13 protein-coding genes are annotated in these 17,026 nt (G+C 66.9%); 6 read left to right on the forward strand and 7 right to left on the reverse strand.

Features of this window, described 5'->3' with window-relative positions; translation table 11 throughout:
• Positions 1 to 84: 84 nt before the first annotated feature.
• The 3 genes from BN1263_RS10615 to BN1263_RS10625 form a co-directional block, all read right to left on the reverse strand.
• Positions 85 to 321 (reverse strand): HP1242/YdcH family protein, encoded by a 237-nt coding sequence (locus BN1263_RS10615; protein ID WP_005407964.1) that lies wholly within the window; start codon positions 319 to 321, stop codon positions 85 to 87.
• 323 nt (positions 322 to 644) lie between these two features.
• Positions 645 to 1,529 carry an OmpA family protein gene (locus BN1263_RS10620; protein ID WP_080398806.1) on the reverse strand — a complete coding sequence of 295 codons (885 nt, stop codon included), beginning with the start codon at positions 1,527 to 1,529 and terminating at the stop codon, positions 645 to 647.
• On the reverse strand, positions 1,526 to 1,891 hold the full coding sequence (locus BN1263_RS10625) for a DUF4398 domain-containing protein (protein ID WP_058981068.1): 366 nt from the start codon (positions 1,889 to 1,891) through the stop codon (positions 1,526 to 1,528). Before BN1263_RS10625 ends, BN1263_RS10620 begins: the two co-directional genes overlap by 4 nt.
• 121 nt (positions 1,892 to 2,012) lie before the next feature.
• On the opposite strand from BN1263_RS10625, the gene BN1263_RS10630 reads away from it, so the two are divergent.
• The 3 genes from BN1263_RS10630 (at position 2,013) to BN1263_RS10640 (ending at position 6,009) form a co-directional block, all read left to right on the forward strand.
• Positions 2,013 to 3,140, forward strand: a complete 1,128-nt coding sequence (locus BN1263_RS10630; protein WP_014035879.1) for a PilT/PilU family type 4a pilus ATPase — start codon at positions 2,013 to 2,015, stop codon at positions 3,138 to 3,140.
• Between the two features lie 108 nt (positions 3,141 to 3,248).
• The gene (locus BN1263_RS10635) at positions 3,249 to 4,532 is read left to right on the forward strand and encodes a putative DNA modification/repair radical SAM protein (RefSeq protein ID WP_058981070.1); all 1,284 of its coding nucleotides are present in this window, start codon (positions 3,249 to 3,251) and stop codon (positions 4,530 to 4,532) included.
• A complete protein-coding gene (locus tag BN1263_RS10640) occupies positions 4,513 to 6,009 on the forward strand; it encodes a UdgX family uracil-DNA binding protein (protein ID WP_058981071.1) in 1,497 nt (498 codons plus the stop codon). Before BN1263_RS10635 ends, BN1263_RS10640 begins: the two co-directional genes overlap by 20 nt.
• 33 nt (positions 6,010 to 6,042) lie before the next feature.
• On the opposite strand, the gene maiA is transcribed toward BN1263_RS10640, so the two are convergent.
• The gene (gene maiA, locus BN1263_RS10645; RefSeq protein ID WP_058981078.1) at positions 6,043 to 6,711 is read right to left on the reverse strand and encodes a maleylacetoacetate isomerase; all 669 of its coding nucleotides are present in this window, start codon (positions 6,709 to 6,711) and stop codon (positions 6,043 to 6,045) included.
• A 14-nt stretch (positions 6,712 to 6,725) separates the two neighbouring features.
• A complete protein-coding gene (locus BN1263_RS10650; protein WP_058981072.1) occupies positions 6,726 to 7,715 on the reverse strand; it encodes a fumarylacetoacetate hydrolase family protein in 990 nt (329 codons plus the stop codon).
• Positions 7,716 to 8,566: 851 nt separating this feature from the next.
• Between BN1263_RS10650 and BN1263_RS10655 the strand changes: the two genes are divergently transcribed.
• On the forward strand, positions 8,567 to 9,979 hold the full coding sequence (locus tag BN1263_RS10655; protein WP_019660948.1) for a DEAD/DEAH box helicase: 1,413 nt from the start codon (positions 8,567 to 8,569) through the stop codon (positions 9,977 to 9,979).
• Between the two features lie 535 nt (positions 9,980 to 10,514).
• Here the strand turns inward: BN1263_RS10655 and BN1263_RS10660 are convergent.
• Both BN1263_RS10660 and BN1263_RS10665 read right to left on the reverse strand, forming a co-directional pair.
• The gene (locus BN1263_RS10660; protein WP_058981073.1) at positions 10,515 to 13,109 is read right to left on the reverse strand and encodes a M14 family zinc carboxypeptidase; all 2,595 of its coding nucleotides are present in this window, start codon (positions 13,107 to 13,109) and stop codon (positions 10,515 to 10,517) included.
• A 73-nt stretch (positions 13,110 to 13,182) separates the two neighbouring features.
• Entirely contained in the window at positions 13,183 to 15,822 is a 2,640-nt protein-coding gene (locus tag BN1263_RS10665) for a TonB-dependent receptor plug domain-containing protein (protein WP_058981074.1), read from the reverse strand.
• Positions 15,823 to 16,014: 192 nt separating this feature from the next.
• Between BN1263_RS10665 and queD the strand changes: the two genes are divergently transcribed.
• Entirely contained in the window at positions 16,015 to 16,377 is a 363-nt protein-coding gene (gene queD / locus BN1263_RS10670; protein WP_005407953.1) for a 6-carboxytetrahydropterin synthase QueD, read from the forward strand.
• A 118-nt stretch (positions 16,378 to 16,495) separates the two neighbouring features.
• Positions 16,496 to 16,819, forward strand: coding sequence for a phasin family protein (locus BN1263_RS10675; RefSeq protein ID WP_058981075.1), 324 nt, complete (start codon positions 16,496 to 16,498; stop codon positions 16,817 to 16,819).
• Positions 16,820 to 17,026: the final 207 nt, after the last annotated feature.

The raw sequence follows: 17,026 nt of genomic DNA on the forward strand, positions 1-17,026 counted from the left end.
CGGCGCGGCCGCGATGCCGGGGCAGGAGCCCCCGGCAGGGCCATCGATGGCCGGGTCACGCCGTTCCGGGCGCGACGATGTGCGTCAAAGCGTGGGGGACGTCGTTGGGAGCGGTGTTTCGTACATTCGCAGAAGACGTTGCTTGGCCAGCAGCTTCTCGCGCTTCATGCGACCCAGGGTGACATCATCGATCGGGAGTACACCCAACTCCGCGTCCATGCACTTCTTGTTCAACTTGCGGTGCTGGTCATGGAGTGCCCTGAACTCCGGATCACGCGCGCGACGTGCGTCGATCTCGCTCTGGGGCTGATCTTCAAACATGATGGACCTCCTTCGACAGATACACGAACGCCCCGGCCGAAAGGCACGGGGCGTTGTTCATGGAGGAGCGCCGGTCGATGGCCACCTGGACGCGTGCAACGACCTGCGGCACTGGCCTGCGCACGTCGATCTGCTGCGGTTCGCGCCCTGCTTGCATCGGCCCGGCCCTCCCATCGTCCGGTCCGCGGCATTGCGTCCCGGACGATTGACCCTACGCCTGCTCAAGGCGGGGTACAAGACCCCTGCGTCAAAAGACCGAACCCCGCCGGGGCGGGGTTCAGGCTGAATGCTCATCACAACGAAAAACAAACAATATCAATGCATTACGGGGCAATGATGACCTCGGCCGAGCGCGCCCGGGTGGACGCAGCCTTCTTGCCGCTGACCTGGATGCGGTTGCTGGCGACACCACCCGCGACCAGGGCGTCGCGCAGCGCTTCGGCACGCTTCTGGCCCACGCCGTTGGCACTGTCGTAGGCCTCGATGCGCAGGCGGCCCTTCTTGCCGATGTTCAGGTACTCGGCCAGGGCCTTGGCCTGGTTGCGGGCGCCACCCGACAGGCTGGAGGCGCCTGCGGCGAACGCGTCACCACCGAAGGTGAAAACTTCGCCACGGCCATCGAACTTCGAGCCCGGCAGTTTCTGCCCGGACACCAGTTCGGCTTCCTCGCGGGCCAGCTTGGCGGCGTTCTGCTGTGCGGCGCTCAGACGCTGCTGCTGCTTGCCGGCCACGCTGGTCAGGGCGTTCTCGGCGTCCTGGCGGGCCAGGGTCTCGGCTTCGGCGGCCTGGCGCAACCGTTCGGCCTCCTCGGCCTGCATCTGCGCCTGCATGCGCAGCTGCTCGGCTTCCTGGCGGGCACGGGCCGCATCGCGGCGGCTGGCCTCGATCAGCAGGTCGCTGCGGGTCCGATCCAGGCGGTCCACCTCGCGCGCGGCCAGTGCGGTGCGCACGGCGGTCTCGGCGATCTCGACCCGGCGCTCGGCCAGGTAGGTGGCCAGCTCCTGATCGCGGCGCTTGGCCTTGTCCAGGGTGGCGATGGCCTGCTGGGCCTGCATGCGCTCGAACGCGCCCAGCTCAGCGGTATCCGGGTTGGCCTGGATGGCCATCAGGCGCTGGCTCAGCTGCGCCACCATCGGGTTGTCGGCGGCCACGGCCAGGGTCGGCAGCGCCAGCAGCGCGGCCAGGGTTGCGGCGGTCATCGGCTTCACCGGCGGTCCTCCCCGGTCGACAGCTGGCGTTGCAGCTGGTTGACCTCGTTGCGGCGCAGCTGCAGCTGCGCGCTGACGGTGGCTTCCTCGCTGCGGACGCGGGCCAGGTCGGCATCGGCGGCGGCGCGCAGGGCCATTGCCGGCGCATTCTTGCGCTCGCGGCGGTCGCTTGCGGCGCGCTGGGCCTGCTCCAGCCCCTGCCGGGCCAGCCCGATCAGGTCCGGGGCGTACTGGTCGGCATCGGCCTGGGTGGCCTTGTCGACCGCCTGCCGGGCCTGCGCCAGTTCCAGGGCGGCGTCCTGCGCCCAGGCGGGGGCAGACAGTGCGAATGCAAACGCCATCACATACAGGCCATGGCGCATTCGTGCGAAGCTAAGTCGTTTCATTGGGGAGGCCGTACCGGTTGTCGGTTCACGGCCATTGTCGTCAAGCCGACACCGTGCTGGCAACGGGCGTCGGCCGTTTCGTTGGGGAAAATTCGCAATGGATATCGGCTACTTCCTGAAGCTGATGACCGAAAAGAACGCTTCGGACATGTTTCTGACCACCGGGGCACCGGTCTACATCAAGATCGAGGGGAAGCTCTATCCGCTGGGCAACACCGGCCTGCCGCCGGGCATGGTGAAGAAGATTGCCTACTCGCTGATGGACGAGGGCCAGGTGCCGCAGTTCGAGCGCGAACTCGAGCTCAACATGGCCATCGCCCTGCCCGACGCCGGGCGCTTCCGCGTCAACGTGTTCAAGCAGCGGGGCGAGGTCGGCATGGTCATCCGCGCCATCCGCAGCCGCATCCCGAGCATCGAGGAGCTGAACCTTCCGCAGGTGCTGAAGGACGTCATCATGACCCCGCGCGGGCTGGTGCTGGTGGTGGGGTCCACTGGCTCCGGCAAGTCCACCTCGCTGGCGTCGATGATCGACCACCGCAACAGCACCACCACCGGTCACATCCTCACCATCGAGGACCCGATCGAGTACCTGCACAAGCACAAGATGTCGATCGTCAACCAGCGCGAGGTCGGCCTGGATACCCATGCCTTCCACAACGCGCTGAAGAACGCGATGCGTGAAGCGCCGGACGTGATCCTGATCGGCGAGATCCTGGATGCGGAAACGATGGAGGCGGCGATCGCCTTCGCCGAGACCGGCCACCTGTGCCTGGCCACCCTGCATTCCAACAACGCCGACCAGACCATCGAGCGCATCCTCAACTTCTTCCCGGAAAGCGCGCACAAGAACGTGCTGATGAACCTGGCGCTGAACCTGCGTGCGGTGATCAGCCAACGCCTGGTGAAGAACAAGGAGGGCCGTCGCCTGCCGGCCACCGAGGTGCTGATCAACACGCCGATGATCCGCGACCTGCTGCGCCGCGGCCAGGTGCACGAGATCAAGGCGGCGATGGAAGCCTCGCTGGAAGAAGGCATGGAGAGCTTCGACCAGTGCCTGTTCCGGCTGGCCAAGGCCGGCATCATCGAGCAGGAAGAAGCGCTGCGCGCGGCCGACTCGCGCGATGGCCTGGCCCTGAAGTTCCGCCTGTCCGAAGGCAGCAGCGGCGAACACGACCCGTACGCGGATTTCTCGGCCGGCGCGCCGAGCATCACCCACGGGTTCTGATCCGCGCAGCTCTTTCGACACCGGTAGCGCCGGGCCATGCCCGGCGCAAGCCTGAAGGATTCAGGGCCGATCTCATCCATTGAGACCGCTCATCCGTAGGTTTCCGCAATGGAAACCATCCGCAAGCTGGCCATTCTGGCCGATGCCGCCAAATACGATGCCTCCTGCGCCTCCAGCGGCTCGGGCAAGCGCGATTCGCGCGCCAGCGGCGGTATCGGCAGCACCGAGGGCGTGGGCATCTGCCACAGCTATACACCGGATGGCCGCTGCGTTTCGCTGCTGAAGATCCTGCTGACCAATTTCTGCATCTACGACTGCGCCTACTGCGTGAACCGGGTCTCCAGCAACGTGCCGCGTGCACGTTTCAGCGTAGACGAGGTGGTCACGCTCACCCTGGACTTCTACAAGCGCAACTACATCGAGGGCCTGTTCCTCTCCAGCGGCATCATCCGCAATGCGGACTACACCATGGAGCAGATGGTGGAGGTGGCCCGGCAACTGCGCGAAGAACACCGCTACGCCGGCTACATCCACCTCAAGACCATTCCCGAGGCCTCGCCGGAACTGCTGGCCAGTGCCGGGCGCTATGCCGACCGCCTGTCCATCAACGTGGAACTGCCGACCGAAGCCGGCCTGAGCGCCTTGGCGCCGGAGAAGACGGTTCATTCCATCCGTGGCGCGATGGGCGAACTGCGTTGGCGCATCGAGGAAGCCAAGGAGGCGCGCAAGGCCCCCGCAGCGGTGGCGCCGACGGCCAGCCGCAGCGCACGCCCGCGCCCTCCCCGTTTCGCCCCGGCCGGGCAGAGCACGCAGATGATCGTCGGCGCGGACGGGGCCAACGACCAGCAGATCCTGGCCAGCGCCGACAGCCTGTACGGCAGTTACCGGATGCGCCGGGTCTACTACTCCGCGTTCAGCCCGATTCCGGACGCCAGCCGGCAGCTGCCACTGCAGCCGCCACCGCTGCAGCGCGAACATCGCCTTTACCAGGCCGACTGGCTGCTGCGCTTCTACGGGTACGGCGTGGATGAGATTACCGATACCACCCAGGACGGCATGCTCGACCTGGATATCGACCCGAAGATGGCCTGGGCGATCCGCCATCCCGAGCGCTTTCCGGTCGATCTGAACCGGGCACCGAAGGAGATGCTGCTGCGCGTGCCCGGCCTTGGCGTGCGCAACGTCAAACGCGTGCTGATGGCGCGCCGCCACGGGCGGCTGCGCGTGGCCGACATCGCGCGCCTGAAGGCACCGATGAGCAAGCTGCTGCCGTTCGTGCTGCTGGCCGACCATCACCCGCGCAAAGCGCTGGACGATCCGGCGGCGCTGCGCGCGCAGCTGGCCCCGCCGCCGCGCCAGGGTTCGCTGTTCGATGCCCCGCCCGCAGCCTGACGCGCAGCGCTGGTCGCTGCGGGTGGATCCGGCATGGTCGCTGGACGCCTGGCGCAGCGGTGCGCGCGAAGCCCTGCTGCGCGGCGTCGCGCCGGAGCAGCTGGACTGGCTCGAGGGTAGCGACGCATCACTGCTGGACGCGCCAGCGGTCACCTCGGCGCCCGCACAGGCCGATGCTGGCGCACCGACGGTACCGCGCGACTTCCTGGAGCTGGCGGCCACCTGCCTGTGCCATCGCGACGGACAGCGCATGGCCCTCCTGTACCGGTTGCTGTGGCGCATCACCCATGACGAACGCTCGGTGCTGTCAAACCCCGCCGATGCCGACGTACTGCGGGCGTTGGCCATGGCACAGGCGGTCCGCCGTGACACGCACAAGATGAAGGCATTCGTGCGCTTCCGCGAGGTGCCTGGCCAGCCTGATGCGTTCATCGCCTGGTTCGAGCCACAGCACCACATCGTCGACCGGGTCGCGCCCTTCTTCGCGCGCCGCTTCACCGGCATGCGCTGGGCCATCCTCACGCCTTCGCGCAGCGTCGCCTGGGATGGGCAGGCGCTTGCCTTCGGCCCCGGTGCACGGCGTGAGGATGCCCCGGCCGAGGATGCACGCGAGTCGCTGTGGCAGACCTACTACGCCAGCATCTTCAATCCGGCGCGGCTCAACACACGGATGATGATGCAGGAAATGCCGGCCAAGTACTGGCGCCATCTGCCTGAAGCACAGTTGCTGCCACGCCTGGTGCGCGATGCGGCCGACCGCGTGCAGGAGATGCATGACCGGCCGGCGCAGGCGCCGCAACGCAGGATTCGCCCACGTGCGAACGCTGCGGCGCCGGCAACCGATGCCAGCAGTCTGGACAATCTGCGCGGACAGGCCAGCGCCTGCCGCCAGTGCCCGTTGTGGGAGCAGGCCACGCAGACCGTGTTCGGCCAGGGGCCGGCAGGGGCCGAGGTGATGCTGGTCGGAGAACAACCCGGCGACACCGAGGATCTGCGCGGGCAGCCGTTCGCAGGACCCGCCGGCCAGGTGCTGGACCGCGCACTGGCGGAGCTGGGAATCGATCGCGCCCAGCTGTACCTCACCAACGCGGTGAAGCACTTCCACCATGAGCGGCGCGGCAAGGTGCGGCTGCACAAGCGACCGGAAAGCCGCCACATCCAAGCCTGCCGCCCCTGGCTGATGGGTGAGATCGCGCGTGTACGGCCCCGGGTGATCGTGTGCCTGGGCGCGACAGCGGCAGCCTCGGTATTCGGTCGTGACTTCGACCTCTCACGCGACCGCGGACGCTGGCACACCCTCGAAGATGGCACGCGCGGCTACGCCACGGTGCACCCGGCGTGGGTGCTGCGGCAGACCGACGATGCACGCCGCGAGGCCGGCTATCGGCTGTTCCGGGAAGACCTTCGGCAGATGTTGCGAGGGGATGGGGCATCCGCCGGGCATGGCCCGGCGCTACCACGGACCGGGGACCGGTAGCGCCGGGCCGCGCCCGGCGAGCGAAGCGGCCCGTCAGGCAGCGTCGGGCTGGTGTTCCGGACGCGCGCGGTCGAAGGCATCCACTGCCTGGCAGGCCGCCTCGATGCGGCGCAAGGTCGGGTACGGCGCCAGGTCCAGGCCGAAGCGGTGGGCGTTGTACAGCTGCGGCAGCAGGCAGATGTCGGCCAGGCCGGGACGGTCGCCGTGGCAGAAGGTGCCGGTGTCGCGGCTGTTGGCCAACAGCGTTTCCATCGCCGCAAAGCCCTCGGCGATCCAGTGCAGCGTCCACTGCGTGCGTGCGTCGGTGGGCACCTGCAGCGTGCGCTCCAGGTACTGCATCACCCGCAGGTTGTTGATCGGGTGGATATCACAGGCCACCAACTGGGCCAGCGCCCGCACCCGCGCACGGCCGGCGGCGTCGGCCGGCAGCAGCGGTACCTGCGGAAAGCGCTCGTCCAGGTATTCGAGGATCGCCAGCGACTGGGTCAGCACATGCCCCTCATGCAGCAGCGTCGGCACCTGCTGCTGCGGATTGAGCGCGCGATAGGCATCCCGGTGCTGCTCGCCACCGTCGCGCACCAGATGCACCGGCCGCGCCTCCCAGGCCAGGCCCTTCAGCTCCAGGCCGATGCGAACGCGGTAGGCGGCGCTGGATCGCCAGTAGGTGTACAGCACGATGCCGTCGTCGACCGGAATCTCCATCGCCGCCTCCATGCTCAGGGCCTGGCCGCCTGTTCGATGCGCTGCTCGATCGCACCGAAGATGCTGTTGCCGGCAGCGTCGAGCATCTCGATGCGGACCACGTCGCCGAAGGACATGAACGGCGTGCTCGGCTTGCCGTCACGCAGGGTCTCGACCACGCGCTGCTCGGCGAAGCATGAGGCACCCTTGCTGGTGTCTTCGTTGGCGATGGTGCCCGAGCCGACGATGGTGCCGGCATCCAGCGGGCGGGTCTTGGCCGCATGCGCGACCAGCTGGGCGAAGTTGAACTGCATGTCCACGCCCGCCTCCGGCGCACCGAACCACTGGCCGTTGATGTGGGTCAGTAGCGGCAGGTGCACCTTGCTGTCCTGCCACGCAGCACCCAGCTCATCGGGGGTGACGAACACCGGCGACAGCGCCGAACGCGGCTTGGACTGCAGGAAGCCGAAGCCCTTGGCCAGCTCGCCCGGGATCAGGTTGCGCAGCGAGACATCGTTGACCAGGCCGACCAGCTGGATGTGGCTGGCGGCCTGTTCCGGGGTGGCCGCCATCGGCACGTCGTCGGTGATCACCACGATCTCCGCTTCCAGGTCGATGCCGTAGTCCTCGCTGACCACCTTGACCGCATCGCGCGGGCCGTAGAAGCCCGCACTGGTGGCCTGGTACATCAGCGGGTCGGTGTAGAAGCTCTCGGGCACCTCGGCACCGCGGGCGCGGCGCACGCGCTCGACGTGCGGCAGGTAGGCGCTGCCATCGACGAACTCATAGGCACGCGGCATCGGTGCGGCCAGCGCCTGCGGATCGAGGTCGAACACGCCATCGGCGTCGCCAGCGTTGAGCGATTCGTACAGGGCGTTCAGGCGCGGTGCGATGTGGCTCCAGTCCTCCAGGGCCTGCTGCAGGGTGGCGGCGATGCCGGTGGCGCGCACGCCGTGGCGCAGGTCACGCGAAACGACGATCAGGGTGCCGTCGCGGCCGCCTTCCTTCAAAGAACCAAGCTTCATGGGTGGTGTCCGGAGTCGTGGGCAAACAAGTTTCAAGTGTAATCAAATCTGCGACGACGCCAAGCTGCAGCGCGGCATCGGCCCACCCTATCGTAGTGGGGGTCGGCAGGGCTTGCAGCCCTGCACCTGCAGAAGCAACGGCAACGTCAAAAGCCTGCATCCCGTGGGATGGCGGGGCGGTGTGGGTGGGCAGGACACGCCGTAAACCCATCCCTGGGGGCTCGATGGCGCCATCCATGGCGCCAACGGTCCTGCCCGCCCACACCGCCCCACCCCCGACAGGTTCCCAATGACTGATCGAACATCCACATCATTCATCGTCGAGATCCGTCAGACACCGAAATTGATCGAATGAGATTCGACAGATCGCGGAAAACTGTCGAAGGCGGGGTGGGTCCGGTGGCAGGGGCGTGAGCCGCATGGATGCGGCGACCGAGCTTACATGGACGTACTTGCAGCGTCCCCTGCCACCGGACCCACCCCGCCATCCCTCAGGAAACCCGCTTTTGACGTTGACGTCGCTTTGGCCTCTGCGGGTGCAGGGCGCAGCCCTGCAGAGAGCCCCCCCTTACCTGAACGGGGCTTTTTGCGCGAGGTTCAGCCATCGGTTAGACTAGGCAGGTCTGCAGCGGCCGTCCGTTTCCCTCCGGGATCGCCGGCGACCAGGGTCCGCCCTCTTCGCCCGCCCCCACTCCGACGCCGTTCGTCACGCATTCCAGCCGGCGCTTCGTGCCGGCTGCACCCAACTTCTCGCAGCGCGGTTCACGGGAACGCTCCGAGTCAGCCGATCACTTTGATCTGCCCCCGTCTGTCCGTTCGGACAGGCGTTTCTTGTACCTGGAGCAATCTCAATGTCTTTTGAATCGCTGGGCCTGGCGCCCTTCCTGCTGCGTGCGCTTGCCGAGCAGGGCTACGAAAACCCGACCCCGATCCAGCAGCAGGCGATCCCGCTGGCGCTGGCCGGTCGCGACCTGCTGGCCGGCGCACAGACCGGTACCGGCAAAACTGCCGCGTTCGGCCTGCCGTTGCTGCAGCACCTGGGCACCGCCTCGCAGGAAGTGCGTGCCGGCCCGCGCAAGCCGCGTGCGCTGATCCTGGCCCCGACCCGCGAACTGGCCACCCAGGTGCATGACAGCCTGCGCGGCTACAGCAAGTACCTGCGTATCCCCAGCGCCTGCATCTACGGCGGTGTCGGCATGGGCAACCAGCTGGACATCCTGCGCCGTGGCGTGGACCTGCTGGTGGCCTGCCCGGGCCGCCTGATCGACCACCTGGAGCGTCGCAGCGTCGACCTGTCCGGCATTGAACTGCTGGTGCTGGACGAAGCCGACCGCATGCTCGACATGGGCTTCCTGCCGTCGATCAAGCGCATCCTGGCCAAGCTGCCGAAGCAGAACCGCCAGACCCTGCTGTTCTCGGCCACCTTCGAGGACAACATCCGCCAGCTGGCGCTGGAGTTCATGCGCAACCCGGAACAGATCCAGGTGACGCCGAAGAACACCGTGGCCGAAACCATCACCCACCGCGTGCACCCGGTCGATGCCGGCCGCAAGCGCGACCTGCTGCTGCACCTGCTGGCGCAGGACAGCCGCGAGCAGACCCTGGTGTTCGCCCGTACCAAGCACGGCAGCGACAAGCTGGCCACGTTCCTGGAAAAGTCGGGCATCAAGACCGCGGCGATCCATGGCAACAAGAGCCAGGGCCAGCGCCTGCGTGCGCTGGGCGACTTCAAGGCCGGCCGCGTGACCGTGCTGGTGGCCACCGACATCGCTGCGCGCGGCATCGACATCAACGAGCTGCCGAAGGTGATCAACTTCGACCTGCCGATGGTGGCCGAGGACTACGTGCACCGCATCGGTCGTACCGGCCGCAACGGCGCGACCGGCCAGGCGATTTCGCTGGTGGCGCAGGATGAAGTGAAGCTGCTGCGCGCGATCGTGCGCCTGCTGGGCCGCGACATGGACATCCGCGATGTACCGGGCTTCGAACTGCAGGTTCCGATCCGCTGGGGCAACAGCGCGCCGGGCAAGGCCGAGCACGATACCGGCGAGCGCGCACCGCGCAAGAGCCACGCACGCCGTCCGCACGGTGATGCGCCGCGCCATGCGCATGCCGGCCCGAAGAAGGCCGGCGGTGGCCGCCGCGAAGGCGGTGGAAATGGCCAGCAGCGTGCAGGTGCCGGCCAGGGCCAGCGCCGTGGCGGTGGTGGCAATGGTGGCGGCCGTGGTCGTGGCCAGGGTGGCGGCGGTGGTCGCGCTGGCTGATCCCAGCTGACATGGAGGGTGCTTCCCGCTGCGCGGGGGGCTATCGAGGGACGGCGCTGACGCGCCGTCTTTTTTTTGCCGGCTACCGTGGGTGAAAGCACGCGGATGGTTTGGCTTGGGGCGGCGCAGGGCGCAGTGGGTGCAAAACACGCCGTAAACCCATCCATGGGGGCTCGATCGCGCCATCCATGGCGCTCACGGTTTTGCACCCACTGCGCCCTGCGCCGCTTCAGAGATCACCAGCGCCTACTTCTCCCGCAGGGTAGCCGGTAGAAGAAAGATCAAATTCAAATTCAAATTCAAAAGCCGAAGCCGCAATTCCTGGCTTTGCCTTTGCCTTTGCTTTTGCCCTTGCTCCCGCCTTGGGGTCTGATGCGTCCGCGCCCGCAGGAAACTGTCATGGGAGGCAGGGGACCTCAGCCAGGACCGTTGGCGCCAAGGATGGCGCCATCGAGCCCCCATGGATGGGTTCACGGCGTGTCCTGGCTGAGGCCCCCTGCCTCCCAAGCACAACAACGACTCGGCGCCACACGCCTCAACCCCGCGCTTTACTCGGATTCACCAGATTCCCGAAGAAGATCGCGTTGATCAGCAGCCGGTCCGTGCCGTGCCAGTACTTGCGGTGCGCCGGGTCATCGGCAAACAGCACCACGTTGCCCTGCCCCTGCGCCGACACCAGCACCCACGCGCTGCCCGCCACCCGCGCACGGTTGCGCTCGGAAAGATAGCCATTCACCCGCGGCGGTGTGTCGATGCGTACCACCGTCGAGAACGGATTCGTGCTCGGCTGCAGCGTCACCGTGCTCTCCTTGTTGATCGCCAGTTGCCGGCGTGGCACACCAAACGCCAGCGGATGACTGGTGTCCACATCGGCGCTCAGGATGTTGCCGCTGACCCGCTCGATCGCGGCGATGTCGCGCTGGTCACCGAATGCACGGCGGCTCTCGTCGGCAGTCTCTTCTTCCTTGCCGAGCTTCTCGCCGTCGGCCAACTTCTGCTCGATCGCCCACTTCGATGCACTGCCGTAGGTAACCAGCGAGCCACCCGCCTGCACCCAGCGCTTCAGCGCAGCCACCGCCGTGGTATCGACGCCGGTGTAGGTCCCCCCGGACAGCACGATCGTGGTGTAGCGGTCCAGGGACACTTTGCCCAGCTGCTGCGGGTCCAGCTTGCTGGCAGGCAAATGCAACTGCTGGTCGAGCAGGAACCAGGCCGAGCCGATCTCGGTGGCGGCCACGCCCTCACCCATCACCAGCGCAACCGCGGGTTTGCGCAGCGCCTTGACGCCGTCACTGCCCAGATCGATGCCTTCGCGGCTGCGGCCACTGGACAGCGCGTGCACCTGCACACCTGCCTCGCGCGCGGCCGATGTCACTGCCTCAAGCAGCGCCGCGCCCTGCAGCGCTTGCCCGGCAACCGGAATCACCAGGCTGCCGGCGGCGAAGCTGACGTCGCCCTGCGCGGTCGCGGTGGTGAACGGCTGGAATGCCGCACGTGCGCTCACGCCTTTGCCCTGCAGCGCGGCCAGCGCGCGCCCGGCGTTGTAGTCGCGCCAGTCGATCGCGTAGGCGAACCCGGCCTGGCCACCCAGCACCGCGCCCTGCTGCGCCGGCAACGCAGTCACCCGTGCGCCGCCTTCGATACGGCTGCGGCTACCGGCGAAGGCCACGCCGTAGGCCGGTGCGATTGCATAGCTGGTGCTGCCGTAGAACACGTCGCCCTTGATCGGCGGCGTCTCGGCAAAGATCGAATGCACCAGGCGGAACTGCGCCTGCTGCACCTGCACCACGTAAGCGCTGCCGGCATCGAAGCGCTGCCCATCGACGGTGACTGCACGCTCCAGCGCACGTACCTCGATGCGATGCAGCAGCAACAGTTCCAGCAGGCGGCGGGTCAGTGCCGGATCGTGCGCGTCGCCGAACACGAAGCTCTTCATCGGCTGCTGTGCGGCCTGCTTCAGCGCGCTCTGGAAGAACTGCTTCTGCAGGTCGAACAGGCCACTACGCTCGGCCACCGCACCACGCACCGTGCCCAGCCCGGTGGCGACCTGGTTGCGGATGGTGAACGGGAAGGTCAGCAGGCCATTCACCGATTCCTGCACGCGGCCACGCGAACTGGCCTGCTCGACGGTGACGCCGACCGCGCCGTGGAAGTCCGGATAGGTCGAGCCGTACACCGGCGAGAAGTTGTCGAAATTCTCGCCGGTGTAGTACAGCGAACCCAAGGCATCCAGCGCCTGCGCGTGGTACTTGGCCAGGGTCTTGTTGAACTCGTACGACGGCGCCGGAATCAACGGGCTGTGCATGCTCTTCGGCGAAGGCTCGAAGTAGTACGTGCTGTCCTTGCCCATTTCGTGGAAGTCGATCTGCACGTTCGGGTACCACTGGTGGAACACCTCCACCTTCGGCCGCGAGTCCTGCTGGGTCAGGGCCAGCCAGTCACGGTTGAGATCGGTGAAGTAGTGGTTGGTGCGGCCCTGCGGGAACGGCTCGACGTGCTCCTTGTCAGCCGGGTCGGCCGAGGCCGGATCGGAGGCCCACGCGTTGTGCCAGTTGGCGGCGCGATCGCGACCGTCCGGATTCTGCGCCGGGTCGAACAGCACCACCGCCTGCTGCAGCCATTGCTGGGTCTCGGCACTGCGGTTGGCCACCAGGTAGTAGGCGGTCAGCATCGCCGCCTCGGCGCTGGAGGTCTCGTTGCCATGCACGCTGTAACCCAGCCACACCACCACCGGGCTGTCGCCCGCCGCACTGCGCGGCTGCGCCGGATCGACCAGGGTCGCGTGCTGCTGGCGGATCTGTTCCAACCGCGCGTGGTTGCCGGCAGCGGTTACCGTGGCGATCAGCAACGGGCGGCCCTCGTAACTGCGGCCGATCTCGCGCACGCTGATCTTGTCCGAGCGCCGGGCCAGTTCCTGGAAGTACGCCACCAGCTGGTCGTGCCGGGTGTAACGGCTGCCGATCGGGTAGCCGAGGAACTGCTCGGGTGTGGGAATGGACGTATCGAACGCGGCCGCGTCGACGGCCTGCGGGAAGAAGTACGCACTCTGTGCCTGCGCTGGCTGCGGGCAGGACAGTGCGGTGGCGGCGGCGATCAGCAACGGAAGAACGGCACGACGATGCAAGGACACGGTGACTCCCCAGGACACAACGGCAGACGGTCGCGCGGCCGGCTCCCTGAAGAAACCGGCCGCAGCGGATGGATCAGAAGCGGTAATCGAAGCCCAGCGTGAAGTAGCGGCCGCGCAGGTCGTACTGGCTGAAGTCGTATGGCGCGCGGATGCCCGGGAACGAAGCGTCGTACGGCGGCGTCTTGTCAGCCAGGTTCTGCACCTTGGCATACAGCGTCAGCTTGTCGATGCCGGTGTAGCCCAGGTACAGGTCGTACTGGCTATAGCTGCCGACGCGCTGCTGCACGGCCTTGGCTGCGGTGCTGGCTTCCTGGCGGTAGCTGCTGGTGTAGTACCAGGTTACTGCGGCGTTGAAATCACCGTACTTCCAGTCCAGCGTGGTGGTGGCCTTGTCCTTGGGCAGGGTCGCGCCCAGGTTGCTGCCGGCGTAGTCCACCAGCGGGCCACCGACCACGGTCGGGCGACGGTAGTCGCGCACGTGGGTATAGGCCGAGGACACGGTGAAGTCACCCAGCGCCGCGGTCGGGATGCGCTGGCGCAGTTCGACGTCGATACCCGAGGTCTTCAGCTCGCTCAGGTTCTGGTAGCGGTTGTAGACCGCCTGCAGCTTGCCGCGCTCATCGCGCTGCACGGCGCCAGCCACGTTGTCGTTGACCAGGGTCTGGGTATTGTTGGTGCCGACCAGGTTGTCCAGCTGGATGCGGTAATAGTCCACGCTCAGGTTGGTGTTGGCCCACGGTGACAGCACCACGCCGAAGTTCACGCTCTTGGTTCGCTCCGGCTTCAGTGCGTTGTTACCGACGGTGAAGAAGGTCGGGTTCTGGCGCGAGCCCGGCACGTCCGGATCACGCGGATCAACCACGCTGCCGTAGGCGATGCTGGTGCTGTTGGAGTTTTCCGACAGCGACGGTGCGCGGAAGCCCTTGGAAGCGGACGCACGCACCAGCAGGACATCCAGGGGCTGCCAGCGCAGGCCGATCTTCGGCGAGAACGCATCGCCGAAATCATCGTAGTGATCAGCGCGCGCGGCGGCGGACAGCTCCAGCGTCGAGGCCAGCGGCACGTTCACTTCGGCGTAGGCCGCACTGACCTGGCGCTTGCCGTGCACTTCAGCAATGGCCGGGCGCACCTGCAGGCCGGCATCGATCTGCCATGGGTTGTTGGAGTCGAGCTTTTCGCGGCGCCACTCGGCACCGGCCGCAAAGCCGATCTCGCCGGCCCAGGTATGGCCCAGGCTGCCGGAAATCTTCGCATCGATACCCTGCAGCTTGGATTCGGCCGGACGCAGCGTGGCGATGTTGATCGAATCACGCACCGACTGCGGCGTGGCCGCCGGGTTGAGCAGGTTGTAGCTGCCCGTGGCCAGCGCATCGGCCAGCGCCCAGCGGTTGGCGAAGCCACCGGACACGCTCTCGCGCTCGCTGCTGCGTGCACCGAACGCGGCCACTTCCCAATCCCACGACGCGGTGGTGCCACGCAGGCCGAACACGCCGCGGTAGGCGGTGGAACGGTTGGTCTTGATCGTGCCGCCGAGGTCGAAGAAGGTGTACTCGATCGGGATCGCACGGCCGTACGGGTTGTACGGATTGTTGGCCGGCAGCAGCGACGACACCGGCTCGGCCAGGCCGCTGTTGGCGTTCAACGCGAAGCGGCCGCTTTCCAGGGTAAAGAACGGGCTGCTGCCGAACCAGGCGGCGCTCTTGATCTGGCTGTACAGCACTTCGCCAAAGGCCTCGACGTTGTCGTTCAGGCGGAAGGTACCGTTGGCATAGGCCTGGTAGCGCTTGGTCGAGGGAATCAGCGTGGTGAACGGCGCCTGGTTGAAGCCGCAGGTATCACCGGACAGGCCATCGATCGGCGCGCTGGCAACGCGGGTGGTGCCGGCCGGGCAGTTGCCGTTGGCATCGAGCATCGGCACCGAGACGCCGTTGACCAGGTAGCGCGCGCCCTTGGCCGCCCAGCCGTTCCAGCGGCCACCCGGCTTGTCGGTGTAGATGCCGCTCCTGGTCAGGTTGCGTTCGTCCTGGTCCAGGCGCTCACGGTTGTACCCCTGCAGGCTGAAGAGGATGTTGTAGCCATCGGTGTCCAGATCACCGAGGCCGCCGACGAACTTCAGGTTCTGCTCGTGCAGGCCGCCCTGGTCGGCACCGCCGAAGCTGCCGCCGATCTCGGCGCCTTCGAAGTTCTGCCGGGTGATGATGTTGACCACGCCGGCCACGGCGTCGGAGCCGTACACCGCCGAGGCGCCGTCCTTGAGCACCTCAATGCGCTCGACCGCGACCAGCGGCAGCGCATTGAGATCGACGAAGGTGTCGGACAGGCCACCGGCCGGGAAGCCGTAGTTGGCCAGCCGGCGGCCGTTGAGCAGCACCAGCGTGTTCTTCTGCGACAGGCCGCGCAGGCCGATGCCGGCCGAGCCGGACGCCCAGCCATTGTTGGTGGTTTCGTTGGCAGCGTTGCCGGTGTTGGCCGAGATCGAGCGCAGCACGTCGGCGACGGTGGCCTTGCCGGTCTGTTCCAACTGCTGGCGGCCGATCACCTGCACCGGGTTGGAGGCCTCGGTATCGGTGCGCTTGATGTTGGAACCGGTGACGCGCACGGCGGCCAGGGTGCTGGCTTCGCCACTGGCGTCGGCGGAGGTTTCGGCGGCGGCGGACAAAGGCGCGGCCAGAGCGACGGCCAGGGCCGCCACGAGCAGGGTGTGCTTGGGCATGACGATGTGGGGGAGGTGGAAAGGGCGACGTAGTTCCGCAGTAGTCCATGCCTGGCCGGGGTCCGGCCAATAACATCTCTTCATACGGATATAAGAGAAACTATCATCTCTTCATCCGGATGGAAAGAATTAATTCACGAAAGCCCAACAACCGCTCAGGATGGCCGGCCACCTGCGGCGTACAATCGCGCCATGGAAATCTTCAAAGTCTTCATGCTCGAGGCGGCGCACCGCCTCCCCAACGTGCCGCCGGGGCACAAGTGCGCGCGCCTGCATGGCCACTCGTTCCGGGTGGAACTGAAGGTCGAGGGCGAGCCCGGCGCGCAGACCGGCTGGATCATGGACTTCGGCGACGTGAAGGCGGCTTTCCAGCCGATCTATGACCGCCTGGACCATCACTACCTCAACGACATCCCCGGCCTGGAGAACCCGACCAGCGAGAACCTGGCGGTGTGGATCTGGAACGAACTCAAGCCCAGCCTGCCGGCGCTGAGCGAGATCACCGTGCACGAAACCTGCACCTCCGGCTGTCGCTACCGCGGCCCGACGGCCTGATCAACCCATTGATCTGAAAGGCTTTTCAAAGGCGCCCTGAGCGCCTTTGTTATTTTTGTTGCATTGCCGCATCAACGGCGTATGCTGCAATGCATCAAGCCACTCCCTGATGCCCCCCATGGCCGCCGCCTTCAGCGATCGCTTCAGTGATGCCACCCGTCAGTTCGCCGCCGCCGCAACGCGCGCAAACCGATTGGCGTTGGAGAACGCGGAAAGCATGTTCGGCGTGCAGTTGAAGGTGATGGAGCGCAACCTGACCGCGACCGGCGGCTGGCTGGGCGAACTGGCCCGCAGCGACGACGCGGCCGGGATGCTCAACAAGGGCGCACAGCTGTGGCAGGACAACCTGCAGCGGCTGGGCCAGGCCCAGCAGGACGTGGTCGGTCTCGGCCTGGTGGCCAGCAAGGCGTGGTCCGAACTGGTGCAGGGTTACAACGAATAAACGGCGGACGCGAGCAACCACTGACGCGACGCAACGCTCATTGCGTGGGTCCCTCCCCCCATGCAATCCGGACCCGGCAGATCCCTCCCTCTGCCGGGTCTTTTTTGCCTGGCGTCCGGATTCCGGAGTGCGTCTTCGTCCGATGTCTCTGCGAACTGAGGGGCCCCGCCGGGACAGGCAGGGGCCTGGGCAAATGTCCCGGCGCCG

Source organism: Stenotrophomonas thermophila, from assembly GCF_001499715.1.
In the GTDB taxonomy this organism is placed as follows: Bacteria; Pseudomonadota; Gammaproteobacteria; order Xanthomonadales; family Xanthomonadaceae; genus Stenotrophomonas; species Stenotrophomonas hibiscicola.